Source organism: Lacipirellula parvula (genome assembly GCF_009177095.1).
GTDB classification, from domain to species: domain Bacteria; phylum Planctomycetota; class Planctomycetia; order Pirellulales; family Lacipirellulaceae; genus Lacipirellula; species Lacipirellula parvula.
The window spans coordinates 379,613-405,569 of the sequence record NZ_AP021861.1 but is presented as its reverse complement, the minus strand read 5'-3'; the positions used below and the strand labels follow the sequence as shown (position 1 = coordinate 405,569).

Sequence of the window (25,957 nt, the reverse complement as noted above, 5' to 3'; positions counted from 1 at the left end):
GCGGCGGGGCAGGGGCGGAAAACTCTTTCGCCTGGGCGAGGCCGATTGCGTTGCACTCGCTAATTGGCAGGACATCCTATGAGACGCAAGTTGCTCCTCTGGAGCTGGGCGGCGATCGCACTGTGCGGTACGCCGGCCTCGGCTACCATTACAACCGAAGCGACGCGCGGCGCTAGCGCCGCCGAGCTCGACGGACTCATCGCCACGAACGACATCCTCGCCGGGCTGATCGCAACGGAACTCCCCGGCGACCATGGCTGGCATCCCGGCAACCCGGCGTCGGGCAACTCGGCGAACCCAAACGGACTTGCCGCGTTTACCGACGGCGACGGCTACCTCTCCGGCGTCACCGGGCTGCTCAACGATTTCCCGCCAACGGGCACGCCAACAAAAAAGCTGCAATACAATCTGCCCGGCCCGACCGACATCCAGCAGATCGGCATCCTCTCGGGCAATCTCAACAACGCCGACGGGCGGATCTTCAGCACTTCGGTGATCCGCTACTCGACGAACGGCGGTTCGAGCTTCGCGCTCCTCGGCTACTTTGAGTCGGCGCCACTCGGGTCGATCAACAACGAGACGGGCGTCCCGGGCGCGACCGAAGATCACGCCTTGCATCTGAAGATTTTCAACGACAACGCCGAAGTCCTCGCAGCAGGCGTGACGAACTTGCAGATTGATTTCTACGCCGTCGACAACACGGGCGGCCAATATCGCGACCCGTTCGACGGCGTGAATCCGTTCACGTCGATCGACGACGGTCTTACGCCTGCGTTCGTGGCGCCGCTGATCTGGGAAATCGACGTCATCGGCAACGCGGCCACGGCGAACTCGGCCGACTTCGACGGCAACGACGTCGTCGACGGCAAAGATTTTCTTGTCTGGCAGCGCGGGTTCGGCGCCGTGGGAACCGGGTCGCTAGCCACCGGCGATGCGAACGGCGATCACGACGTAGACGGCGACGATCTGACCGTTTGGAAAAATCAATTCGGAACCGTGGGCATCGCTGCGATCCCGGAACCTTCGGCGCTGACGCTAGTTTGCATTGGGATGTTGGCGTCGATCTCGCAACAAAGCAGGCGAACGCGGGCGGCAGTCTGCGAAAACTAGCAAGTTGACCGCGTTCACACGTTGCAACTTGCGTACTTAATACGCCTCGCCCCTGGAGGGAGAGGCTGGAGGCGGGGTTGAGGATTCGTTAATCCCTCCCCTAGCCCCTTCCTGCGAGGGAGGGGGAGAGAGCAACTCTTCTTGAACTCTTTTTCAACGACGGAGAGCGACTAATGAAGATCGCAACTTGGTTTCTTGCTGCAGCGGCGACCACGTTCCTCGGCATGCCGGCTTGGGGAGCGCCAACGGCGGTGACGACGCATGGCCCGGCGAACACCAGCCTCGCGGCGCTGATCTCGACGAACGACCTCATCGCGGGGCAAATCGGCGTCGAGCTCGCCGGCGACATGGGTTGGCATCCGGCGAATCCCGCGGCGCCTAACTCGCTGCTACCTGAGGGATTGCCGACGTTCACCGATGGCGTCAACAACACCGGCCTCTACGGCTTGCTCAACGATCTTCCCGCGGCGGGAACTCCGGTAAAGCGCGTGCAGTACACGCTCGGCGGCGCGAAGACGATCAACGAGATCCAAATCCTCACCGGCAACAACGGTAAGGATGGCCGCGTCTTCTCGACGACAGTGATCAGCACGTCGACCAACGGCGGCGGCAGCTTCTCGACGCTTGGTTACTTTCAATCCGATCTCTCCGGCACGATCAACACGGGGCAGTGGGGTTCGACGCTGGTGGAGATCACCAACGGCGGCGGCGGGCCGCTCGCGAGCGGCGTGACGAACGTCATTTTCGATTTCTACGCGGTCGACAACACCCAAGGCGAGTTGCGCGATCCGTTCGTGGGCGTGAACCCGTTCACGGGCATCGACGATGGTTTCAATGCACCGATCGCGTCGCCGCTGGTTTGGGAGATCGACGTCATTGGCGTGCCCGAACCGGCGACGGGGCTCTTGGCGGCCACAGCCCTCATCGGCTTGATCGCTCAGCGTCACCGCCGTCGCAGATGAAATAAATAGTCAGCTTGGCGTCACTGGCATCTTGCCGGTGACGCCAAGCCACACAACTTGTGGGAGGCGTCTCCGACGCCGATGCCAGTCACCACCACAAACAGTTGATGCACTTCGACGCCGCATCGGGGTCAGAGACCCCTCCCACATTTTCTTCGCAAAGCCCGTACAGGACGGAAGCAGGCAAAACCATGAGTCGTCGCATCACCTTCGCACGAGCCAGTGGATTCACGCTCGTTGAGTTGCTCGTCGTGATCGCTATCATCGGCGTACTGGTCGCCCTCTTGCTGCCGGCCGTGCAGGCGGCGCGCGAAGCGAGCCGCATGTCTTCTTGTCGCAACAACATCAAGCAGTTGTCGCTAGCGATGGCGATGCATGAAAGCACCCACAAATGCCTGCCGTCATCGGGTTGGCTCGGCGACTGGACGGGCGATCCCAACGCCGGCGCCACGACCGGCCAACCCGGGGGCTGGGTCTACAATATCTTGCCGTTCATCGAGCAAAGCGCCGTCCACCAGATCGGCAAAGGAATGACGGGCGTCGACTTAAAGAAAGAACTCGCCCGCCGTGATGCGATGCCGATCGGTTTCCTGAACTGCCCGACGCGGCGCCCGTCGATCGCGTATCCCAACGTGTACAACAAGGTGGCGATCAACGGGCGGTATGCCGAATTCCACGCTCGGTCAGACTACGCGGCCAACGCAGGCGACATTGCCCAACTGGAAACATGGTGCGAACTCCATGTGCCGAAGGCGTTCGATGCGGCCAAGCAACTCAACTGGCGGCCGAACATCGACTGGCACAACGGCATCGGCTACTGCGGCGCGATCATCCAGTTCCGCCACATCACCGACGGCACGTCGAACACCTACGCCGTCGGCGAACGCTTTCTCGAGCCCGAGGCCTCGCTCCGCGGCGAAGCGAAGGCGGACGACTGGCCGATGTACAACGGCTTTCAGGACGACCTGATGCGGAGCGTGTACTACGACCCCGCATTCCCCGATAAGGCGCAAATCCCCAAGCCCGACGTCGACGGCGTCGAGGATTCGTACCGCTTCGGCAGTTCGCACCCGAGCGGCCTCAACATGGGGATGTGCGACGGTTCGGTAACGACGATCTCGTTCGACATCGATCCCGAGGTCCATCGCCGTAGCGGACATCGCTCGGATGAAGGGGGACCGCGGCAGCCGGACCACGATCCTAAGCTGCCGTAGCGAACGAACGTTCGCACAATGCGAAAACGGCCGTTGCTGATCGAGATCAGCAACGGCCGTTTCGTTAGTTACTCTAGCTAGCGAACGCCGTGCGTTACTTCGTGCACGTGCCGCCGATGCAGGGACAATCGCCCCACTCGGGGCAATTGCCGGTGCATTCGCCGGGCGCGGCTGCAACGTCGATCACGGAGTCGGCGGACGACTTGCTGCACTGGCCGCTCGGGCACTTCGATCCCTTGCAAGCGCCTTGGCTGCACTTTGCTTCGGTCTTCGTCTCAATCGAAACTGGTTCGACGCCCGAGGCGGGAACGACCGCGGCCTCGCTCTGCTCGCGAGCTTCGGTCTTCTTCAGATTCTCGACCCGCATGTGCTGCAGGAAGTCAGCAATACGCTCGTGGCTTTCTTCCGTTTGGCAAATCACCAGCGAACCGTTGCGTTCGAAGGCCTCAATCTCGCCACGCGCCGATTCGTCGACGGTAACGCCATCCGCCTCCGTTCGCCACGAATTTTCAGGAGCCATCACTTTGATGAGCGTCGTCAGCAAGCTGGCGTCGAACTCCACGCCATCGGGACGAACGCGCCACACCTGCAGATCCGCGACCGGGTAGACGCGTACGCAGTACTCCTCCTCCGCAACTTCCGCCAGCAGCGCTTTTTCGTACGCGGCTTGTACTTGTTCGCGCCCGGCTTGGCTCTCGAAACCGGCTTGGTGAATCTCCGAAACAGCGGGCTCCATCCCCTCCGACGCTTCCACCGTGACGACAGCGAAGTACTGCACTTCGCTGACCTCTTGACGCACCCGTTGTTGCGGCGGATTCTGCGTAACGTCGGTCTCGACATGCGCCTGAACGCGACGCTCGCTGGCACTCGATAGGACGAACGGCTTCCCAAGCTCGGCGATCAGACTTGAATCCCAACGACGAGCTGAAAGGGCAGGGCAGGGGGCCGGGCCGCACTCGCCGTTCACTTCGCTAAACTCGGGGCGAATCTCCATCCGAACTTTACCGCCGCCGACGGTCGTCGCCAGGACGTCGACCTTGGTGCCGAAGTCCTTATACTCCGTGCGGCCGTCGCCGCTGGTAACTGGAAATTGACCGCCAGCATGAAACTGAGCCGGACGGCCGCTAAGCACGACCAGCGTCGGGTTGGCGACGACGTTGGCCAAATGATTCTTCTGCAGCGCCGTGAGGAAATCGGGCGACTTTTCGATCGTCTCGTTTAAATCCGCCACCATATGGGGCGATGCTGAATCGAACGAGAAGCCCAACTTGCGGCACTTCGTCAAATCGACTTCGACCAGCTTGACGTTGACGATCAACTGCTCCGGCGTGCCGGTCGTACGGCGAAGCTCGGCGACTTCGCGTTGCAGTTTAGCGAGATCGGCGAGTTTCGCGTCGAGTTCGCTCTGCTCGGCGCCGCAAACATCCGTCGAGCATTGCGCGGCGTCGCACTTGGCGACGGTGCACTTTTCAGTCGAGCAGGCGAGCGTACCGCAGGTCGACTTGCTGCACTCAACAACGCACTCTTTGCTGCATTCGCCGGCACACTTGCCAGAGCACTCGCTGCCGCACGACTTCGAGCAGGCGGAAACTTTCGTGCATTCTTCAGCCGCGACGGCGACTTCAACGGGCGTGCCGGGCCAGGTCTTTGAGGTGGTGATCGTGAATTCGCCGCCATTGAGAGTGAGGCAGGCTTCAACGGCGTACTTCAGGCCGTCGCAAACTTCGGTCGAGCACGCAGCGCTGCATTCGCCGGCGGAGCAGTTGCCTTCGAAGCAGAACCACGTATCGCACGGTTCCGCGGCAGCGACCGTGGAGCACTTGCTGCCGCACGACTTGCCGGAGCAGGCCGTCGTGCTGCAGATGTTCCCGCCGCATTCGCACTTACTCTTCGAGCACGTTCCGCCGCTGCAAGTTCCGCCGCTGCACGTCGCGGTGAATTCCTGCTTGGCGGCATCAACGATCGCACACTTCAGCGTTTCGCACATCGAGCTGACGCCGGCCGTCAGGCTGCAAGCGCCGTCGCCGCAGCTGCCCGCGGTACATTGGCTGAGGTTACACGAGCCGGCAATGCAGGCGGTCTTGCTGCAGGCAGAATCTTTGCAAGCTGAGCCAGAGCACTTTTTGGTCGAGCACGTCGAGCACTTCTTTTTCTCGCAGCACTCTTCGTCCTTGACGAGCGCGACCTTGAGCTCGTCGCTCGCGGTCGACTTGTCGCACTTGCACGCGCTGCACTTTTCAGCACTGCACTTCGCATCTTGGCAAGTTCCAGCCGTGCACTTTTCAGCGGAGCACTTCTTCTTTTCGCAGCATTCTTCGTCCTTCACGACGGCGACCTTCAGATCGTCGCTCGTCGACTTCTGGCATTTGCACGCGGTGCACTTCTCGCCGCTGCATTCTTCGCAGCTGCAAGTTTCGACGCTGCACGTTTCTGCGTTCGACGCCGTCGCGCATTCGCCCGACTTGTCGCATTTGCCGCCGGGGCATTCGCCCTGCAGCGTCGTGCCGCAGCAAATCAGAATCGCCGCCGCTGCCAAGAACACCTTCGCGACCATCGCAACGCCTCCAGTGCGTGAAATTATCGTTGGGCCGCTCGAGAGTGAGCGCGAGACCCGTCACGGGCCGCGGACAGTACGCGGGTATGACGGCGGCGGTCAAGAGAAACCAGGCAGGCGCCAGCACCGCCGTAGCCGCGGATCAACGCACCGCCGGAGCAGCGCTTAACGGCTGTCGTCAATCGTCGGCCCGCGATTCGTGCGATTGGCAATGACCGCTGGCATGAAGCCAGCGGCTCGCTTGGACTTTTTTCTGGAGAGCGAGCTTTGCTGCTATCGCCGGGGTTACACTCTGCAGCAACGAATCGAGAGTCGTTGCTACCGCGCCGATTGCCGCCCGCCTCCCGCCTGCGAATCCTGCCCGATGACCAATACTTCTCCTTGCCGCCGTCGTACCGCCTTCACCCTCGTCGAGCTGCTGGTCGTCATCGCGATCATCGGCGTCCTCGTCGCGCTGATCTTGCCCGCGGTCCAGGCCGCGCGCGAAGCAGCTCGTCGCACGCAGTGCCAGAACAACCTCCGCCAGATCGGGCTCGCGTTGCAGCTTCACCACGATGCTAAGGGACGCTTCCCCGCCGCCAGCCACGGTTTTCCACTGAAACCGTTAGGAACCGACCAGTACGCCGTCTCATGGGCGTTCGAGTTGCTGCCCTACATGGAACAGCAGGCGATGTACGCCGCTCACAATCCTGCAATCCGCGCCGACGACGACGCGAACAGCACGGCGATGCGGACGCCGGTGTCGGCATTCTACTGCCCCACGCGTCGCAGCCCGGTCGCCGATCGCGACTTCGACAATGACGACGCCCCGTCGACGAAGCGCGGCGTCGCGGCTGGCAGCGATTATGCCGCCAACTCGGGCACCAGCACGCAACACGGCATGCCCGGACGCGACGAATTCGACACGACCGAACTTGGCCCCATCTATGTGATGTCGAAAATCTCAGCCCGGCAAGTGACCGACGGCCTGTCGATGACGTACGCAGTGGGCGAGAAGTACCTGCCGCCGATCGACGAATCAGTCGATCCGGCGCTGCAACATGTGCGGCAAGGCGATGCGGCGATCTTCAGCGGCGACGCGCGACACTCAATCGTCCGCCGCAGTTCCGCCGGCTTCCCGGAGAGCGAGACGGACGACTACCCCGGCAAGTTCGGCAGTCTGCACAACGGCGTCAGCCACTTCGCGTTTCTCGACGGCAGCGTGCATACGATCGAGCACACGCTCGACGTCGCGACGCTGGTGATGCTGTCGGCCATTGGCGACGGCGGAGACGTACCGGACAGGGTGTTTGCGGATTGAAAGAGGCAACACCGCCATGGCTTATTATTCGAGGACACCCACTCGTGTTACCGAAGCCCCAAACAGCACAACGATCTAAATTTTACTTTAGCACCTTAAATGGCTTGGCTACAGGGTACCACTCCAGTAATAGATCTCTCGTAGCCTCGTACATTGTCCTAAGCCTTGCATCTCTGGCTTGAACCTGCTGGAGCGTCTTCGGTGCGTGACTCACCTTATTTCTCCAGTCAGTGTAGCCGCGACTCTGAACAATCAATTGCTTCGAAAAGCCGGTACACTTACCTCGAACGGCAGTAACGTCAATGCGGCTCTCCATTGCCTCCAGCATCGCTGCCCACGGGTCTGTTTGAAAGAACTTGCTGGAGTAAGTTTTCGAGCTCTTTGGTGCAGTCCACATGCCGAGATTGTATGTGGTCTCGGCAAATGCCCGAGTAACACGCTCAAGCTCCTGACAGATTGCTTGACAGCCCTTGTCCGGAGCTCCGTCCAAAAATGTCGCTTCTGCATCCTTTACGAGCTCGCGACACACCGTTGGCACATCTTTCAGAACAGTTTTTCGCAACGCGAACAACGAGAGCGGCACGGCCCGATTGTGCTCATGCGCTGTACCATCCGGACCAAATTGCAGTACGCCAATTCCATTTTCATGGGCTTTCCTGAGTTCTGCACTGAATGAATCCTTTGCTCCACCATGAGAGACGGCGACCCAAAGCTTTATGGCTAATCCGTTGGCTGCGCAACTGTTTACGAATTCATGAAGAGTGTGAGAGAAGGGACTGGGTTGAACATTAACACACAAGGTGTAGCCGTGCTTGAGCTTCGCCTGCCAAGTTGGCTTGAGTGGCAAGTTCTCTCTAACGGACTGCTCGCACTTAAATTGCGTAGCGCCATAGTTCTGGCTGAAATACTTTTTAGCTCCATCTGCTGTCTCGTGAAGATCCTGCCCGAGCAAGACGTACGTCATTCGTCCGCCTCCAGAATAGCTCGAGCTCTCTGAACCAACTCCTCAAGCTTATCGCGAACATCTTCGTCAATCTCCGTACGCCCAACTTCACCTAGCTTGGAAAGCAAGTGCTCAATCCTTGAGACGATATCCCGCTCGACATACGCCTCAGCGACAGTGTCGTTCCAAGCCTCATCTATCGAATAGTCAGGATCATCCAAAAGCCTTTGTATAGCCGTCCTAGCGGCATCCGCATCAGCGTCGACGCTCTTTGCCCTCGCGATCTTCGCCATCTTCCTGAAGTCCACAATATTATCAATTACTTTATCTTTATACTTTTTAAGAAGACAGTCGCGCGCTCTATTCTTATCAGATACAACCCCTGGCATTGCTCGCATAACCGTCTTGAGAGACTTCTCCATTTCAATAAAGAAATCTTCGCTCAATGCCTGCTTGCTTTTTGGCTTCTTTAATTCACCAAGAAGCTGGTTCTGATATTTCTTGGGCAGATCAGTTAGAAGCCTACATCGACGAATGACGCTACGAGAAAGCCCCGTGGTGGTCGAAAGCTCCGTCTCGGTAGGCGACTTCCCTCGTTCGTCTTCAAGAAGAGAAATGATTGTCGGGAGCTTCAGCGCAATTGTGAGCAAATCCCATTGCTCGCGGAGCGCGTGGATGTTGAACATCAGAAGAAGATTCTGAAGCGGCGCAGGCTCTTCCTGAATGAGCGCCGGAATGGTCTTCAAATTCAATTTGGACGAGCAGCGCCACCTTCGTTCGCCATCAATCAGCACATACCGTCGGCCTTTTTTATAAACAGCAATCGGCACCTGCACGCCGTACTGGCGAATAGACTCCTGCAACTCTTCAAGTTCACCTTGGCGAAAATTAAGCCGCGGATTCTCTGGATTGGAATCAATTCTCTCGACAGCGATATGATCTAGCGTGCCGGTTTCGTGATCACTGGCCATAACTATCTGGCCTCAATGTTCGTGGCGAGCAACTCAAAAGCGGTACGACGAGCGGAAGCAAAGCCTGCGATATGTCGCCGAACCCGATGCCGCACTGGTTTCCATCGCTTCAGGAGGCGGCGTGCCTCGGCGCAATCTGCGTAACTAATCACAAATGATGCGCCAATTCCATCGATAGAACGAAGGCACTTAGACAGCCTCTCCATATCCTCCAACGTGAACTCTTTTGCGTCGTACTGCCGGAAAATCCGCCTAGACTCAACAGCATACGGCGGATCCAGATACACAAAGTCGCCCTCCCTAACTGCAGAAAGTACGGATTCAAAATCTCCACAGCGCAATGAAGTCTTGCTTAACAAAATTGAGCACTGCCGAAACTGCTCAATAGACGGGATGACGCCAGGCTTATTATGAGCGAATGGCACGTTAAATTCGCCTTTGGCGTTAGTTCGATAGATGCCGTTAAAACAATATCTATTGAGGTACACAAAGCGTACAGCACGCTCGAAAGGCGTCAAATCAGCAGGACGTTGCGCTCGGATCTTGTAGTAGGTAGTCTCGCGCCTGGGAATGGCGCAAACGGCGGCATGCAGATCGTCAGGCTGATCGCGGATGACCTTGTATGCCTCAATAAGACCTTTATTAATGTCGCTCAACAGCGCCCGTCTGGGTTGCAGTCGAAAAAACAGCGCTGCTGAACCAACAAACGGCTCGACATATCGCCTGAATGTTGGTTGCCAAAATTCAGCTAACGTGGGAAGGCTTTTTCTTTTACTGCCCGCCCACCTAAAAAGTGGTGTAGTCAAGGATTTGCTCCGGTTCTTGCTATTAAGCTGGAACTGAAGATTCCTCGGATTCTTCCGCGAAAGACGAAAAGCCGAATAGCTAAAGTAGCAAATATAAGCATAGCGATTGAATTAGCCACTAATTTCCACTCAAGCCGCACACTTTTCCCTAAAGTTTTACTTAAGGCGACCGATTAACCTTCGCTCGTACGCTTCCTTACAAAAAAGCTAAGCGTGCGTGGAATTTACAGAACACGCGTCCCGATAAGTTCGCCAAGCTTCTCGCGGTGCACTTCCTCGCCTGCTTCGCGCATCACGCCCCACTTGCTCGCTTGCCAGATTTCGCCCGTCGTGCGGTCGAGCGCCGTCAGCCAGCCGTAGCGCCAGCAGGCGGTGTCGATGCAGGCGGCGTACCCGAGATCGAGGATCTCGCCGTTGCGCTGTTCGGTGTGGCCAACCGTCACGCGCTTGCCGGAGAAGTGGGGGCGGACTTCTTGCGGTTCGAACAGCGTCCACCGCAGTTCGTGCGGCGGCTGTTCGCTCATCGGAAGTTCAGGCAAGTAGTTGGCGTGCGTGAAGATGTCGTCGGCCGTCTCATAGTACGGCACGCACGACTCGATAAGTTGCCAGTGAGCGTCGGGGATATCTTTCAGCCGACCAGGAAAGTGGTACGACGTCAGCGTCACCGCGCCGCCGCAGTTCATCCAGTAATTGAGGTCGGCCTCGTTCGCGCGGGCCCGCAGCATCATCTCTTCGTGGTTCCCTTCGATGAGCACCACGCGGCATTGCTGCTGGAGCTTGAGAATGCGGTCGAGGACTTCCTTCGACTCGCGGCCGTTGTCGATCATGTCGCCGAGTAGCACGATCTCGTCGGCGGCGGTCGGCGCGATCGCGTCGAGCACCGCGTCAAGCGCGTGGACGCAGCCATGGACGTCGCCGATGGCGATCACCCGGCCTGTGGAAGAACTCATCGCGATGCTGCCCCGGCTGCCGTGCTAGAAGTGAGACGAGGACGCCGCTGGGCGTCTGGTCTCTGTAGGATAGGCGGCGGCGCATGAAGACGCCATCGCTGTGCGAACACGGCGATGGCGTGGCGGTCGATTGAGCTTAAACGGCAGACGATATAGAAGCCGCATTGGACTGGTCGCTTAAGCGGCCAGTCCGCAGGATGGTGCGGTTTCCACTCCGCGGGCGAAGCCTTACTTCACGACGCCCGCTTCGATGTAGATCGCTTGTTGGGCGCCTTGGCCCGCGGTTGCGGCGTCCATCGTCCCCATCGGGCTCACCATCTGCCCGCCGACTGGAACGACGGCGCTGGCTTGCTGGATGTAACGCGACGGCTGCAGCGATGCCGGACCAGCGGCTGGCTTCGCTTGGACGCTGCTCGGTTGAGCCATGGCAGTGCGCGTCGGCGCGAGGGCCGGCGGCAAGGCCGGAGCGACGACGACGGCGCCCTGGCCAGCCGGCGAGCGAATGCCAGACAGCCGTTGCAAAGCCGGCGGCAACGCCGGCGGCGCGTCATCGCCGCGGAGATTCGGACCGTCGAGCACCGGTTCGATGTTGTCGACCGGTTGCACGACCTGGCCGCCCGCTTGGCCGCCGGCCTGCTGAACGTACGGCAGTTGAACGAGCTCGCCAGCCGCCGGGTTGGTCATCGATTGCGACAACCAGGGCGGCGCGGGCGGCGCCGAGCCAAACGGATCGAGCGGATTGCTGCCGCCGCTATCCGGTTCCGTGCCGGCGGGCGCTGGCTGACCAGCCGGGCCGAGCGGCAAACCGCCGGCAGGCGCCGGCGCCGCTTCCCCGGCAGGGCCGGCTGGCCCGGCGGGCGCCGGCGCGGCGTCCCCAGGACCTGGCAGCGGCGGCAGACCAGGCAGATTGCGGATGTCCTCGTTCGGATCGGGAACGGGCCCCCCTTCAGCGGCCGGTTGCCCGGCGCGCTTAGGCCGTTCCCGAGTGATCGTTCCTTCTTCCGCGGGCGTTGGCGTCCGCGGACCGGTCATCGACTCCGCCTGTTCGTCCTTCTCTTCTTGCTTCTTCACTTGGTCGGGAGTCACTCCCTTGGCATCGCCAGGGAACGTCCGCCACCGCGTTTGATACCAACCATAGGTGGGAATGTTCGGCACGCAGACCCCGTCCGGCCCGCACGGCGGCGGCGTTTGCGGACGGTTTCCGCCATGCCCGACGGCGCCAGCGGGAGTCGCCAGCCCGGCGCTCCAGAGCGCTCCGGCCAGGAGCAGCGGCTTGGCGACGGATTGAAGTTTCAATCGAGGAGACATGGCGTCACTTCCTGTGGAGCCCGGAGGCGATGGCGAATTGCAGCGAGCAGTTCGTCTTCAGGCGATCCGGTTTGCGTATGCCGTTAGTGATGAGTTCAGGTCAAACAGCCGCGGTTCGATTTGCACGCCCCTCGCGGGGCCAGCGGCTAGAACGTATTCGCCAAGCCGAAGCGGACGATACGGTTCGCCATCGAGGTGCCGAGGGAGACGAAGCCGAAGATGCGTTCGAACGGATTAAGCAGCTTGTTGACGACCGTGTTGAAATTGGTCAGGCGATCTTGGGCGATGAACAACCGGTCGCCAGGCATGAGCTGGTAGTTCGTCGCCGTCGAGGCGCCCTGAGCGATGTCGTTCCATTGAATCGGCAAGATCTGCTCGCAGCCGACGCCGTTCGGGGCGGGGCGGGCGATCCACATCTTGGTCGACGAGACTTGCGAGATGCCGCCGAGAGCCGCCACCGCGTCGATGACCGTCTCGTTGCCGGTGATCGGTTGGCGAGTGACGTCGTCGCCCAGGCCGGCGCCTTGCGTGATGATGTAGTAGACCTTGCTGTTGTAGGCGAGGACGTCGACGAAGACTTCAGGCTCTTCGAGCTTCTCGCCAAGCTTCGTTTCGATCGCAGCGCGGGCTTCTTCGAGCGTCATGCCCGCCACATAGACGGAGCCGTAGGTGCCCAGGTTAATGCGACCGTCCATCGCGACGAGATGCTGTCCGGTAATCGCCTGAGCGCCAGCGGAGGCGACGAGCGAGACCGAGACGTCGACGTCGGTGAGAACTTTCGACAGTTGGTCGCGAATTTCGTCTTCGGCTTCCTCGATCGTCTGCCCCACGACGGGGATGCGTCCGTAGGTGGGGCCAAGGTTGACGGTGCCGTCGGCGTCGACGTTGTAGGTGTTGTCGATCGGCTGTTCCGGGAAGGCGCCGATCACGCGGATCAGCAGCACGTCGAAGGTTTCAATCCGGTGCGGCGACTTCGGCACCAGCTTGACGCCTTCGACCAGTAGGATGTCCGGCGGTTCGATGACGTAGCGCGGGAGAGTCACTTTCTCGAGTTCGCGCGGCACGGGGCTCGTCGGCGGAGCCTCGGGGGCCGTCACCGGGACCGGGTTGCGGGGCTCCATGAACGCCGTGCAGCCGGTGAGGGCCGCCTGGTAGGCGATCAGCAGCCAAGCGATGCCGCGACGAGTTCGGTGGCAAGCCATCATTTGTCAGTTCCCGCAAAGAAAAGATCGCTGGCGGCATCGGTTCCCGCGGCCGTCCGCTCAATAGGACGAACCGCGGCGCGGAGCCGCTTACGTGACAGTTACAATGCATATAATCGGAAGAGCTTCACACCGACTTTGCCCTCATTGGCGGAAATCTGGCAGGAAGTAACGATTTTGCCGGTTACGGCGTGACAGCATCGCCAGCATCCGCCGCCCAAGATGACTTGTGAAATGGGTCGCAAGTGGATTTGTGGGAGGCGTCTCCGACGCCGATGCCGCGACCGGCACCGCGTCGCTATAGGGAGTTGTGAGCGAAATCGGCGTCGGAGACGCCTCCCACAAGCGACGAGCGCTCACAACAAACTCGCCTTTGCATGGGAAGATGAAAGGACTCGCCGCAGTCCCGAAATCGGAGCCGTCGCGCCGCTGCGAACGGCACGATCGGCGCGACCCTCACCGAGACGTAAGTCCCTTACATTCCAAGGGGATAGCGAGTGCCGCCAAGGGCTCCAGAGATTTGACACTTCTGTAGAACCCGCGTATTTTGGGTTCTAGAGCGCGATCTTATTTTCGATGCAGTTCACGACCGGCGGGCGACGTTCGTCGCAAGGATGGGGCAAGTTTCCAGCCGGTTTTTGCGTTGAACTTCGTCGCTCGTTCTGACGCCCAAGCTTCGCAGCAGCTGCTGAGAAGTCTCCTTACTTCACGAATCAATTAAGCGACTTTTTTGCTATGAGCACCGCTGCTTCGCGAAACCTGAATCCCCGCGGCAATTTCAGCGATTTCGACTACGACGACTCGCAGCCCCTGTCGGCGCACGACGCCCAGACCGCCTGGATCATTTTCGGCGCCTTGGTGGCGACGCTGGTCGCCGCTTATTTCAACATGCTCGCTTTCACCGCGACGTCTTGGGTGAAAGATATGTACTCCCACGGGTACATCATTCCCTTCTTCGCCGCCTACTTGTTCTGGATCCGTCGGCGGCCGCTGACGGAAGCGGCGCCAGTGGAGCGGTGGATCGGCGTCGGCGTGCTCGCCGCCAGCCTGGGACTGCGGGTTTTCTCGGCGTACTTCGACTTCAACAACTTCGAGCGGCTCAGCTTTATCGGGGCTTTGCTCGGCGTTTGCCTGCTTATCGGCGGTAAGTCGATGTTCCGCTGGGCGTGGCTGCCGGTCGCGTTCCTGCTGTTCATGTACCCGCTGCCGTCGCTCGTGGAAAACACATTGCTGATGAAGCTGCAGACCTGGGCGTCGATTCTCAGCACCTGGACGCTGCAAACGCTCGGCGTCAGCGCTTCGCGGATGGGCAATACCATCCTGGTCGACACGTTGAAAGAACCGCTGCAAGTCGCCGAGGCGTGCAGCGGATTGCGGATGTTGACGATTTTCGGGGCGATGAGCGTGGCGCTGGTCATGATTATTGACCGCCCCTGGTGGGACAAATTGGTGATCCTGCTGAGCGCCATCCCCATCGCGCTCGCTAGCAACGTCATCCGCATCGTCTCGACCGCGCTACTGTACATGGCTTTCGGGCAAGACACCCCGTGGCTCGTTGATCTCGTTCACCACTGGGCCGGCTTGGCGATGATGCCGATCGGCCTGGGATTGCTCTGGATTGAATTGGCCATCCTGTCGCGGCTGACGATTCCGATCGACGACGATGCGTTTGCACCGTACGGAGCGGCAACCGCTTAGAACGGCTGTGCTGGCATGTTGCGTTCGGGCAACCCCAGCGTTGCCCGGAGACAACCGCCGGCGCCCCCCCGGCAGGCGAAAACAGGCTGATTTCCCGGCAGAACGGCAAGAGCGGCCCCACTGGTCCGGCGATTGCTTCTCCGGGCAGGACGCAACGCAGTAACACAAGCAGACGCCGTCGAACAAACCTTACGGTGACGGCGTTGGTTGATTGACGGCTTTTCTGCATCGCCCACGCATCTTCGCTCAACGTCGGTATCGTTTTTAGAGAGGCACTCGATGGCTAGAGATGGCGCAGATATTTCCGAGTCCGAGGTGATCTATCCTCCCGCCCCCGAGGCTTCGCCGTCGCGAGCCTTGGTTGCGTCGCCGGCCCCCAGCAACGTCCCGGCGACGTTCGGCGGCTTCGCTCCCCGCGGTCCGGAGATTCTCACCGGCGGGTTCAACCAAACCTGGATGACCCACTGCCTTCGCCGGCGGTGGCTCATGGCCATCCTGATGGGCCTGCTCGTCGGCGCCGGCGCCGCGGGCGCTCTGTGGTGGGCCTTCCCGGAAACCTCGACCATCACGGCCTACTTGAAGGTCCGCTCGAAGCTCGGCAGCGACGTGTTCGACAATCAATCCGAGCGATTGACGCCGCAAGACGTTCAACGTCAAGCGATGAATCATCTCACGCTGCTCAAAAGTCCGCTCGTGCTCGACGCCGTGCTGCAGCAGGGGGACATCGCCAATCTCGACGCCGTTCGCGCTCACCAGGGCCAGGAAATCAACTGGCTCACCGACGAACTCCGCGTGACGTTCCCGGGCGACGGCGAAATTCTCGAAGTCCGCTACGAGGGCGAAGAAGACGCCGACCAGATGGTCAAGGTGGTCGACGCCGTCGTGAAGGCGTATCAGGAAAAGGTTCTGTTGCAGGATCGCTTGCTGGCGGCCAGCACCCAGGCCGACTTGCGTCAGGTACTCAGCGACACGAACAAGCGGCTGGAAACGCGACTCAACGACCTGAAAGAGCAATCCGCGAAAATGGGCACGCAGCGGGAAGACGTCGAAATCCCGCAGCTCATGAACGAGATTAAGAACACCGAGAATCTCCTCGCGAAGGCCCAGGAAGACAAGGTCAACCTCGAAGTTTTCAAGCAACTCGCCGTCGAAGGCGCCAACAGCCGGACGCTCGTCGACCAGGCTGTCGCCATGGAGTTGGAGAAAGACCCCTCGATCAACATGTACAAGGAGAAGCTGTTCCAATTGCAGTCGGACCTGCAATCGAAGCTTTCGACTTCCAAGAATCCGAATAGCTCGCAAATCAAGCAGCTGCGGGCCAATATCCAACAGATCGAAACCCAGATGGCTCAGCAGCAAGCCGAAGCGGAGCGGACGCTGCGAGACAAAATCTCGAAGATGCCGAACGAAGCGCTGCGGTCGGCCATCGTCGAGTACAACATTCGCTTTAAGTCGATCGAAACCAGCATCGCCAAGTACCAAAAGGAACTGGATGCGGCTCGCACGAAGCTCCTCGCTCTGGGCGTACGCGACCCTCAGCACGAAATGCTCGAAGCGAACATCGACAGCGAAAAGCAGATTGCCGGCAGCCTGCAGGAGAAGGTGCTGCAGTGGCAAGTCATGAACGAAGCTCGCGAACGCCAAGAACGGGCGGGCGGCGTCTCCGATTTCGACAAAGTGACGGTCATGCAGAAGGCGACCCGCCTTCCCAGTGACAACAAGCTGCAACGCGTCGCCATCGCCGGCATGGGCGGGTTGGTCGCCATGGCGCTCACCTGCTACGGCGTCGCCTTGCTTGACTTCCGCCATCGTCGCCTCAACGGCGCCGCCGATATCGACGAAGGCCTGGGAGTTCGCGTACTCGGCATCCTCCCGTCGACCTCGCTGAAGGCCCTCACCGGCTCCAGCCTGGTCGCGACGCAGGTCGCCGAAGCGATCGACAACGTACGGGCTACGCTTATGCACGACGCCGCGGCCGCGGGCCGCCAGGTGATCATGGTGACGAGCTCGGGAACGATGGAAGGCAACACGGTCGTCGCCAGCAGTCTCGCTTTGAGCTTCGCCCGCGCTGGCCGCCGGACGCTGCTCGTCGACGGCGACTTGCGCGCCCCGGCCCTCCACAAGTTGTTCAGCATGCCGATCGAAGACGGCTTCAGCGAAGTCCTTCGCTCGGAGATCGACCTGGTCGACGCGATCAAGCCGACGAACAACGAAGGCCTCTACCTGCTGACCGCCGGCGTCTGCAACGCCGACGCCATCCATGCGTTGGCGACCGATCAGCCGCAGGCGATTTTCGAGAAGCTTCGCGATCAGTTCGACTTCATCGTCATCGACGCCCCGCCGGTCCTGGGCATCAGCGACAGCTTGTCGCTCGGCCAGTACATCGACGGAGCGGTCCTCACCGTGCTGCGTGACCACAGCGAGATCCGCAAGGTCTACAAGGCGGTCGAGATGCTTAAGGGCATGGGCGTGCGAGTCCTCGGTTCGGTAGTCAACGGCATGCCGTTGAAGGCCGACCGCCGGGTGGTTCGCCTCCACCAAACCGGCGCCTACAGCTCGGCGCCGCGGTTGACGGTGAAGAACGAGATCTAAGTCTCAGCCTCGTCGAGGCTAAGTGAAGTTCGCAGGCGCCGAGTCGATTCAATTCGACTCGGCGCCTTTTTTTGCGCTAACACAATTCCGAGAGCGGGTATTGTTAAGCGTAGCGTCGATCCTATGTAGATCTCGTTTCGGCATTAAAACCCCAACGGGGTTTCGTCCTCCAGCCCAGGGTTGATTGCGAAAGCCATCTACCCTGGGTAGCCGCCCGTGATTTCTATCACAACCCTGTAAGGGTTGAAGCCCCTCCGTCAAGCATGCATCCCGCGACCGATGCAACCCTTGGAGGGTTGCGGCGTGGAGAACCATTTCCCGGGGTAGATCGCTGCGCGATCAACCCCGGGCTGGAAGATGGAACGCCTGCAGCGTTCGAATGCGAACGCCCTCGTCCGGGGCTATGGCGCAGCAAAACGCCCGCGAATCACTTCCGCATACTCGCGACCAAACTCGTCTTCGAGGTGATCTCGCAAAAAACCTTGCACCGCGCGAGCGTTGAACGGCCGCGCATCACGCTCCTTCTCCAGCAACTGCATCACCAGGTGCTCGAGCCATTCCGGGCACTCCATCCCTTGCTCGCGCAAGCTCGCAGGCACGGCGCGTAAGTGCTGATCCCAAATCTGGGCGAAGTTCGCCCCCTTGAACGGCGGCTTGCCCGACAGCATTTCGTAGAGGACGCAGCCGAGCGCATAGAGGTCGGCCTTGCCGGTGATCTCGCCGTCAGCGCAAATCTGCTCGGGCGACATGTAGGCGTAGGTGCCCACCGTACGGCCCGGGTCGGTGCCGTCGGCGTCGTGCGTGTCGCGCGCGATGCCGAAGTCGCCGAGGATCACGCGACCGTCGTCGCCGAAGAACAGGTTCGTCGGCTTGAGATCGCGGTGAATAATCCCATGGTTATGGGCATGTTGCAGTGCCGAGGCGATCTGCGCCGTGTAGAGAGCGGCGAGCGGCCAGGGGAGGGGACCGGTCCGTTTGATGAGGTCGCTCAGCGAACCGTTTTTCAATAGCTCCATCGCATAAAAGAACCGGCCATCCATCATCCCGCCGCCGTAGTGGCGGACGATGTGGGGGTGGTTCAGCCGCTCCATAATGACGATTTCACGCTGGAAGCGGTCGACGACCGTGTCGTCGTGAGCGATATGAGGGTGCAGCACCTTCACGGCCGCAGGGGACGGAACATCGTCGCTCTCCGCCCGATAGACAGTCCCCACGGCGCCCACGCCCAGCGGCTCGCCGAGCCGAAAGGTGGCGGCGGTCGGAATGAACTTCAGACGGCGGGGTTCAGGAGCCGACATGAGGCGTCTGCAACAAGCGAATGAACGACGAATAGTGTTTGAACAGCCTGGATAGCCATCCACCCCGCCAGTCGGGGATGCCTAGTGCCAGGGCACCGATTGCCGCCCGGCTGGGCAACGCAAGCTTCGGCTGATCGACCTGCCCGCGAGAGCAATCATCCTAACCGATTCTGATCCATTACTTTACGTCGAACAGCCAGGAGAAGGCAAGAATTGGCGCAGCGCTTGCTTTAGCCCCCTTCGGCCAAATACCGCGCAAGACGCGGCCTGGCCGAGATGCGATAGGCGGACCATCCATTCTGTACTTGTTTCCCCACCCGCTTGGCCGGGTTCAGGGGTGCAGCGCGGTCGTGTTTGCTTGTCGAGCCGTGCGCTGTTCACGACCTGTTTCGTGGGCGCTTCGCTGCTGGAAAATCGCGATCTGCCGAACGGGGAACCCCTAGTTCGGCGCCTAGCGAGCCGCAGTTGAACGCCGTACGATGTTGAGTCTTGGCAGCGACGGCGCGGTCGCTCTCGAAGCAGATTCCCGAGTCAAAATGCCGTCGTCAGCGCAAACGCCCTCGGGCGTTCGGATGGATGACGCTTACTTTTAGTGGATGGATGCCCGTCAGAAGTCCCCAGTCATCGTGAGGAGCGAGTTTAGGAAATGGCCTACAAACTTGAGTACCTGTGGTTGGACGGTTACAAGCCCGAGCCGAACCTGCGCAGCAAGACGAAGATCGTCGACAGCGAGCCGAAGACCCCCGAGGAATGCCCGGGTTGGAACTTCGACGGCTCCAGCACCCAACAAGCTGAAGGCCGCTCCTCCGACTGCCTGCTGAAGCCAGTCCGGATCGTCAAGGATCCGCTCCGCAAGAACGCTTCGCTCGTCATGTGCGAAGTCCTCTCGCCGGATGGCTCGATTCACCCGAGCAACCTCCGCGGCAGCTTCGAAGACGACAGCGATCTGTGGCTCGGCTTCGAGCAAGAATATACGCTGACCAAGGACGGCAAGCCCCTCGGCTTCCCCAAGGACGGCTACCCGGCTCCGCAAGGTCCGTACTACTGCTCGGTCGGCATCAAGAACTGCGTCGGCCGCGACTTGGTCGAAGAGCACCTCGACGCCTGCCTCGAAGCGGGCCTGTCGGTCACCGGCATCAACGCCGAAGTGATGAAGGGCCAGTGGGAATACCAGCTGTTCGGCAAGGGCGCCAAGAAGGCCTGCGACGACGCCTGGATTGCTCGCTACCTGCTCCAACGCATTGCCGAGAAGTACGACATCGTCGTCGAGCTCCACCCGAAGCCCGTCAAGGGCGACTGGAACGGCAGCGGCATGCACACCAACTTCTCGAACACCCCGATCCGCGAACAAGGCGGCGAGGAGTTCATCAAGAGCATCTGCGAGAAGTTCCGCGGTCAACACGAATCGCACATCGCTTCGTACGGTTCGGACAACGACCAACGCCTCACCGGTCTGCACGAAACGCAGTCGATCAACAAGTTCAGCTACGGCGTGAGCGATCGCGGTTCGTCGATCCGCATTCCGATCGTCACCGCCCAGAATGGCTGGAAGGGTTACCTTGAGGATCGTCGTCCGGCTTCGAACGCCGACCCGTACAAGGTCACGGCCCGCATCCTGGCGACGCTCCGCTCCTAATCGAGCGGCTGCTAGCCTCGTCACGAATGGCCTGAATTCGGCCGCTTCCTGACGAAATTGAAAAGTCGAACCCCGCTTCGTCCTGGTGGCGAAGCGGGGTTTTCTTTTGTATCGTGTGCGGCGTTGGAACGGCCGTTCGCAAGGTAAGCTTAAGAGATCAAGACGCCCCCTAGCCGGACCGCCACGCCGTCCGGTCTCGACGCCTCCGTCATAAATACAAAGGCAAATGCGTTAACCACGAAACACATGAAAGAAACGAAAAAGACCTGAGTGATACCTCACGACTTGTTAGCGTGATTTGACTTCATTTCTTCCTTTCGTTCATTTCGTGTGTTTCGTGGTTAAACATCCCCGCATTTCCCACGCACTCATCGACAGGAACAAAGATGATGACCCCGCAAGACGTCCTCGCCCTCTGCCGTGAACGTGGCGTCAAAGCCGTCGATCTCCGCTTTATGGACTTCCCCGGGCTGTGGCAGCACTTCACCATTCCGGTGAGCAAGCTGGAAATGGAAGTCTTCGAGGACGGCCTCGGCTTCGACGGCTCGAGCATCCGCGGCTGGCAGGCGATCAACGAGAGCGACATGCTGCTCGTGCCGCAGGCCGAGACGGCCATCATCGATCCGTTCGTGCAGCTGCCGACCCTCTCGATGATCTGCAACATCCAAGATCCGATCACCCGCGAAGACTATTCGCGCGACCCGCGCAACGTCGCCCGCAAGGCGGTCAACTACCTGAAGAGCACCGGCGTCGCCGACACCTGCTACATCGGCCCCGAGGCCGAGTTCTTCATCTTCGACGACATCCGCTTCGATCAGACGCCCAACTGCGGCTTCTTCTTCATCGACAGCGCCGAAGGCGAATGGAATCGCGGGACCGACGAGAACCCGAACCTCGGCTACAAACTGCGGCACAAGGAAGGCTACTTCCCGTGCCCGCCGGCGGACCAGTTGATGGACATCCGCAATGAAATGATGCAGACGATGATCGACTGCGGCATGGACGTCGAAGCGCAGCATCACGAAGTCGCCACCGCCGGCCAGTCGGAGATCGACCTCAAGTACAACGATCTGCTGACGATGGCCGACAACATGTGCATGTACAAGTACATCGTCAAGAACGTCGCCCGCCGGCACGGCAAGACGGTCACCTTCATGCCGAAGCCGCTCTTCAGCGACAACGGCTCGGGGATGCACACGCACATCTCGTTCTGGAAGGGCGACCACCCGCTGTTCGCCGGCAACGGATACGCCGGCCTCAGCGACGAAGCGATCTACGCCATCGGCGGCATCCTGGCCCACGCCCCGGCGCTGCTCGCGTTCGCCTGCCCGACGACCAATAGCTACAAGCGGCTCGTCCCCGGCTTCGAGGCGCCGGTCAACCTCGCCTACTCGCAGCGCAACCGCTCGGCCGCCTGCCGCATCCCGATGTACAGCCCGAGCCCGAAGGCGAAGCGGATCGAATTCCGCTGCCCCGACCCGAGCAGCAACCCCTACCTCGCCTTCTCCGCGCTGATGATGGCCGCGCTCGACGGCATCCAAAACAAGATCCACCCCGGCGATCCGCTCGACAAAGACATCTACGATCTCGAGCCGGAAGAACTCGCCAAGGTGCCGACGACGCCAGGCTCGCTCGGCGAAGCGCTCGACGCGCTGGCAAAGGACCACGAGTTCCTGCTGCGAGGGGACGTCTTCACGCAGGACGTGATCAACACGTGGATCTGGTACAAGAAGAAGAACGAAGTGCAGGCCCTCGCGCTCCGGCCGCACCCGTACGAGTTCTGCTTGTACTACGACATCTAACGAGTTCGATCGATTCTGGCATGTTCGCAGTTCCCGACTGCGACGGAAGGACGGTCGCGACGCTGTCGCGCGTCTTGTGGATCGAAAAACAAAACGGGCCGCTCAATCGCGAGCGGCCCGTTTCCTATCAGCAGTTGAATCCGGAAAATGCTGTTGCTCTATCCCTTGCTCGTGTAGACGGCAAGCGCGCCAGCGATGACAAACGCGATGCCAGAGTAGCGAAGAATCGACGCGGCCGCTTCTGGCGCTTCGATTTTGCCCTGGAGTTCCGCGTCCAGTGCTTCAAGTTCCGCCCTAACTTTGTCGTACTCGGCCTTCTTGTCGGCGCCATTCTCCCCGCCGTGCATACTTGGCTTGTCGCTTGCCGCCGCGTTCTGACTGCTGAGCACATGGGCGCGGGCTTTAAGATCCCTGAGCCTCAAGCTCTTCTCCTCGGTCCAGCCCGCCGATGCGGGGAAAACGAGCCCCCACACCAAACTCGTCGCTAACAGTAATACGCCAATCACGACGGCGCCCGTCGAAAGTACGGCCTTCATAGATACAGCTCTCCCAAGTCCCTGGGGATTATTCAGTCGGCAGGACGCCGTCGTTGATGCAGATCATGGCTCCCAGCAGCGTCACGTTCACGTCGTTCGATAGCCAGTGGACGCTGCCGTCGACGTGCGCACTGTTGACGCCGCCAGGGTGAAGGCTTCGCGGAGCGGCGGACCCCCAAGATTCGTTAGCGGAATCGCAGGACATTCGCTCGATATCAGCGCCAGCGGAATCAGGGCATTTGCGCAACTTATCGGCGCTATAAACGCCGCCGCCAAAGCTATTAGGCGGATTGGAGTAGTCGAGATCTTGCTGCTTGGTGCTTGGAATGTACGGCACGTCCGGTCTTCCGGAGGCAGTCCAACTGGTCCCGAGCGGTCCGCTGTGGAGATCAAGCGCGATGCAGCTACTCCCTGGCCAAGCGAGCGCCCAGGCGCCTCGCTGATCCTCAGGCACATCCCGGGTGCGAACTTCTGTAATCATAATCGTTTGCGATGTGCCATCGCTCACTTGCCGAAGTTCATTCCCGACCGTGTTGATCGTTCCGGGGAAAACATGAGCTGAGTTCATATGTTCGGGCCCGGCGTAGGCAACGTAATTGCCTTTAGCCACCTTTCGTACGCCGCCGAGGCCCGACGTGAAGTCCGGGTCTGAGTAGAAGCGTCCAAACGCCGAGTCGCTTGGGCAAAGCATTACTGCCGGCTGCGATTCTTCCGGCCGCGTCTGATCGCTTTGGTTGAAAATTGAAGTCGTGCCGTCGATTTTGAACTGCGAATACAGGCTTTGCAGTTCCATATACGGCAGAACCTGAATATGCCAACTAAGCTGCGGTCCCTGATACGGCAAAAACTCTGTTTTGTTTCTGCCAGCTAATACGCCTTCCCCCATGGCAGCTGGAAGCTGCTTCTTCGCATTCTCGTAATTGATCACCGCCAGCGCAAAGTTCTTCTGGTTGCTCTGGCAGTTCATCCGCCGCGCCGCTTCACGCGCCGCCTGCACCGCTGGAAGCAGCAGGGAAACCAGCACGCCGATGATGGCGATCACCACCAACAGCTCGACGAGGGTGAACGCCCGAAAGGCGCGACGACGCAGAGCGCGCGCCAACGTGGCATGGCGAGGCATGGCAGTACGAGTCCTTTTCGTGGAGGGCAAAGCAATTGCCGCCGAGGAGGATGACCCCTAGTTTCAATGCAACGTAGTCCTCGCCGCTGCGAATTCGCCTGCCGGGGCGATCACTTGCGGCGCGGGTCGACTAGTGCCTGGACTCGCCTATTCTAGTCACAAATCGCGCACCTCCCTATGCGCGTTCGCGCACGCTGTTATGCGCACTCCGCAGGTCGCCCCGCGGCGTCGGTTGCGAAGTGAGTATCTATTCACGGGAGCCAGGCGCGGCCGACGCCAACGTCGTGAGATTCGCCGCCGCATTCCCCGCCTGATCGTGGAGCCGCCGCCAAATAAAGTAGATCAAAAATGGCGGCCACAGCACGTGAGCAATCTGCAGAACCTGCAGCGTCTGCCAACGGACCGCCAACTTGTCGCTTGGGGCCACCAGGTGCCATAGCGCTGCCACAACGCCGCCGATGACGATCGGCATTACGATCAGCACGAACGCCCCCAGGCCCAACTGAAATCGGTGCGTTAGGGTTGAATCGTCCACCGTCGCGGCGAGCCGCGTGTCGCTCCCTTGCCCCGACGCCTCAAGTTCCAACCTAACGCCCATCTGCTGAACGGCGAGCCGATTGCCAGCGATCCGCTCCAGCCGCGCCTGCGGGCTAAAAAGTTGCCCCTGCTGCAGCAGCGAGTCGATCGTTTCAGCCGGCTGGCGGCCTTTCACGATCGATTCGAAACGCCGCGGATTCTCCGCCGCGGCCAGCTTGCGGTAGAGGCCGATTGCCGTCAGCCAAAACAGGACGCCGACGCATCCGCCGGCGGCAATGACAATCTTGGCAGTTTGTTCATCCATGGACGTAACCTCGCGTGGCCTGCGAAAACGACGGGCATTCTAGTGGACATTTTGCGGGGCGCCATTATTGAAGAATACTCTGGCTCCCTCCCCCTTGAGGGGAGGGCTGGGGAGGGGGTGGAACGTTGGTACCCGCTTCAGTCACCCCTCCCTAACCCTCCCCCTCAAGGGGAGGGGACCTCACAGGTTGGCGTTGTGAGCAACTTCGACAGCTTGCTGTTGGATATTGCTTCTCGTTGAGGTGCCTACCCGCCAATGCCGCTCGCGGAACTGCCGCAGTTGCCTGCGAACCAACGCCATCGGCACGACGTCGCCGGCAATGTGAAAGCCGATGGCCCCCGCCAAGCCGAGCGGACTGAAGAGCAGGGCAACCGCGATGGCGAAGAACGGCACATGCAGCAGCATCGATCGCCGGCCCTGATACCAATGATTGCCGATGTTCACCAAGAGCCCCACGAGAATCGGCAACCAAAGAGATCCAAGCACCAGCGACGTTTGGTAAACCAACACGCCGCGGAACAGCAGTTCTTCGATAACCGGATTAAAGAGACAGAACGCAATCCAAGTCATCGCCTTCTGCGCCTGCCCGCGGGGAACGAGAGCCGCCATCGTGCTCACCGATCCGTCGAGAAATCTACCGGGGTCGCCGCAGACGTGGATCACGCCAGTCAAAATCGCGACCAATGCGCCGTACACGAGCATCCCTGCGATCGCACTGACAGCGAGGGAGACTCCAGTTTTCAGTCCCACCGTCGGCCACGTCCATTGCTCTGGGTAGGCGAGCGCAAGCCAGCCGCTGAGCATGACCTGCCACAAGAGGGCGCGAAATCCAGCGCGTCGCTGGGCTCGTCGCAGCTTTGGCCGGCCCGCAGCCGTCGTTGGAGCGCTTGAGGCGAAACGCCGCCGTCGCGCCGCCCAAAGTCCCCCTGCAAAGAAAAACGCGCCGAGCACTAGCACAGCGAGCGTCATCCGCAGCGCGCCCGGCGGAACCTCGAAGTCAGCCACCACGCGCAGGAATTGCGTATGCGGGTCGGCCCCCGCAGCGATCCCGAAGCCGAGGGTTGCTCCAATGGCCAGCCGCAACAACACGCTGCCCGCGCTCGCCCCCCTCGCC

Annotated in this window: 20 protein-coding genes; 8 read left to right on the top strand and 12 right to left on the bottom strand. The window is 60.5% G+C overall.

The annotated features are described in order from the left end of the window. Positions 1–78: 78 nt before the first annotated feature. The 3 genes from PLANPX_RS01535 to PLANPX_RS01525 all read left to right on the top strand — a co-directional run bounded on the left by PLANPX_RS01535 (position 79) and on the right by PLANPX_RS01525 (position 3,286). Positions 79–1,110, top strand: a complete 1,032-nt coding sequence (locus tag PLANPX_RS01535; RefSeq protein WP_152097023.1) for a hypothetical protein — start codon at positions 79–81, stop codon at positions 1,108–1,110. Positions 1,111–1,283: 173 nt separating this feature from the next. Then, complete coding sequence (locus PLANPX_RS01530; RefSeq protein ID WP_152097022.1) at positions 1,284–2,072, top strand: PEP-CTERM sorting domain-containing protein; 789 nt, start codon at positions 1,284–1,286, stop codon at positions 2,070–2,072. Between the two features lie 191 nt (positions 2,073–2,263). Beyond that, positions 2,264–3,286: a DUF1559 domain-containing protein gene (locus PLANPX_RS01525; RefSeq protein WP_172991794.1), complete on the top strand. Its 1,023-nt coding sequence runs from the start codon at positions 2,264–2,266 to the stop codon at positions 3,284–3,286. 94 nt (positions 3,287–3,380) lie between these two features. Here PLANPX_RS01525 and PLANPX_RS01520 read toward each other — a convergent pair whose 3' ends face one another. Further along, positions 3,381–5,840, bottom strand: coding sequence for a hypothetical protein (locus tag PLANPX_RS01520; protein ID WP_152097020.1), 2,460 nt, complete (start codon positions 5,838–5,840; stop codon positions 3,381–3,383). A gap of 364 nt (positions 5,841–6,204) precedes the next feature. Here PLANPX_RS01520 and PLANPX_RS01515 point away from each other — a divergent pair, with 364 nt between their 5' ends. Then, positions 6,205–7,140: a DUF1559 domain-containing protein gene (locus tag PLANPX_RS01515; protein WP_172991793.1), complete on the top strand. Its 936-nt coding sequence runs from the start codon at positions 6,205–6,207 to the stop codon at positions 7,138–7,140. Between the two features lie 82 nt (positions 7,141–7,222). On the opposite strand, the gene PLANPX_RS01510 is transcribed toward PLANPX_RS01515, so the two are convergent. The 6 genes from PLANPX_RS01510 to PLANPX_RS01485 form a co-directional block, all read right to left on the bottom strand. Then, positions 7,223–8,104, bottom strand: coding sequence for a hypothetical protein (locus PLANPX_RS01510; RefSeq protein ID WP_152097018.1), 882 nt, complete (start codon positions 8,102–8,104; stop codon positions 7,223–7,225). Beyond that, positions 8,101–9,054 carry a ParB/RepB/Spo0J family partition protein gene (locus PLANPX_RS01505; RefSeq protein ID WP_152097017.1) on the bottom strand — a complete coding sequence of 318 codons (954 nt, stop codon included), beginning with the start codon at positions 9,052–9,054 and terminating at the stop codon, positions 8,101–8,103. Before PLANPX_RS01505 ends, PLANPX_RS01510 begins: the two co-directional genes overlap by 4 nt. 2 nt (positions 9,055–9,056) lie before the next feature. Next, positions 9,057–9,860, bottom strand: a complete 804-nt coding sequence (locus PLANPX_RS01500; protein ID WP_172991792.1) for a DNA adenine methylase — start codon at positions 9,858–9,860, stop codon at positions 9,057–9,059. A 224-nt stretch (positions 9,861–10,084) separates the two neighbouring features. Then, positions 10,085–10,810 carry a metallophosphoesterase family protein gene (locus PLANPX_RS01495; protein ID WP_152097015.1) on the bottom strand — a complete coding sequence of 242 codons (726 nt, stop codon included), beginning with the start codon at positions 10,808–10,810 and terminating at the stop codon, positions 10,085–10,087. 228 nt (positions 10,811–11,038) lie between these two features. After that, a complete protein-coding gene (locus PLANPX_RS01490) occupies positions 11,039–12,118 on the bottom strand; it encodes a hypothetical protein (RefSeq protein WP_152097014.1) in 1,080 nt (359 codons plus the stop codon). A gap of 146 nt (positions 12,119–12,264) precedes the next feature. Next, positions 12,265–13,323, bottom strand: coding sequence for a polysaccharide biosynthesis/export family protein (locus tag PLANPX_RS01485; protein ID WP_152097013.1), 1,059 nt, complete (start codon positions 13,321–13,323; stop codon positions 12,265–12,267). Between the two features lie 732 nt (positions 13,324–14,055). Here PLANPX_RS01485 and PLANPX_RS01480 point away from each other — a divergent pair. Both PLANPX_RS01480 and PLANPX_RS01475 read left to right on the top strand, forming a co-directional pair. Continuing rightward, positions 14,056–15,018, top strand: a complete 963-nt coding sequence (locus PLANPX_RS01480; protein WP_152097012.1) for an exosortase/archaeosortase family protein — start codon at positions 14,056–14,058, stop codon at positions 15,016–15,018. A gap of 279 nt (positions 15,019–15,297) precedes the next feature. Continuing rightward, a complete protein-coding gene (locus PLANPX_RS01475) occupies positions 15,298–17,610 on the top strand; it encodes a tyrosine-protein kinase domain-containing protein (RefSeq protein ID WP_152097011.1) in 2,313 nt (770 codons plus the stop codon). Between the two features lie 401 nt (positions 17,611–18,011). Here the strand turns inward: PLANPX_RS01475 and PLANPX_RS01470 are convergent, their stop codons facing one another. Then, positions 18,012–18,908: a serine/threonine protein kinase gene (locus PLANPX_RS01470; RefSeq protein ID WP_152097010.1), complete on the bottom strand. Its 897-nt coding sequence runs from the start codon at positions 18,906–18,908 to the stop codon at positions 18,012–18,014. A gap of 646 nt (positions 18,909–19,554) precedes the next feature. On the opposite strand from PLANPX_RS01470, the gene PLANPX_RS01465 reads away from it, so the two are divergent. Together PLANPX_RS01465 and glnA are read left to right on the top strand one after the other, a co-directional pair. Then, positions 19,555–20,544 (top strand): glutamine synthetase beta-grasp domain-containing protein, encoded by a 990-nt coding sequence (locus tag PLANPX_RS01465; RefSeq protein ID WP_152097009.1) that lies wholly within the window; start codon positions 19,555–19,557, stop codon positions 20,542–20,544. Positions 20,545–20,933: 389 nt separating this feature from the next. Continuing rightward, on the top strand, positions 20,934–22,346 hold the full coding sequence (gene glnA, locus PLANPX_RS01460; protein ID WP_152101759.1) for a type I glutamate--ammonia ligase: 1,413 nt from the start codon (positions 20,934–20,936) through the stop codon (positions 22,344–22,346). Between the two features lie 158 nt (positions 22,347–22,504). Here the strand turns inward: glnA and PLANPX_RS01455 are convergent, their stop codons facing one another. The 4 genes from PLANPX_RS01455 to PLANPX_RS01440 all read right to left on the bottom strand — a co-directional run bounded on the left by PLANPX_RS01455 (position 22,505) and on the right by PLANPX_RS01440 (position 25,926). Then, positions 22,505–22,882, bottom strand: coding sequence for a hypothetical protein (locus PLANPX_RS01455; RefSeq protein ID WP_152097008.1), 378 nt, complete (start codon positions 22,880–22,882; stop codon positions 22,505–22,507). A gap of 28 nt (positions 22,883–22,910) precedes the next feature. Further along, positions 22,911–24,002, bottom strand: a complete 1,092-nt coding sequence (locus PLANPX_RS01450) for a DUF1559 domain-containing protein (protein ID WP_152101758.1) — start codon at positions 24,000–24,002, stop codon at positions 22,911–22,913. Between the two features lie 247 nt (positions 24,003–24,249). Further along, a complete protein-coding gene (locus tag PLANPX_RS01445) occupies positions 24,250–24,843 on the bottom strand; it encodes a hypothetical protein (protein WP_152097007.1) in 594 nt (197 codons plus the stop codon). Positions 24,844–25,023: 180 nt separating this feature from the next. Beyond that, positions 25,024–25,926, bottom strand: coding sequence for a type II CAAX prenyl endopeptidase Rce1 family protein (locus tag PLANPX_RS01440; RefSeq protein WP_152097006.1), 903 nt, complete (start codon positions 25,924–25,926; stop codon positions 25,024–25,026). Positions 25,927–25,957 lie beyond the last annotated feature (31 nt).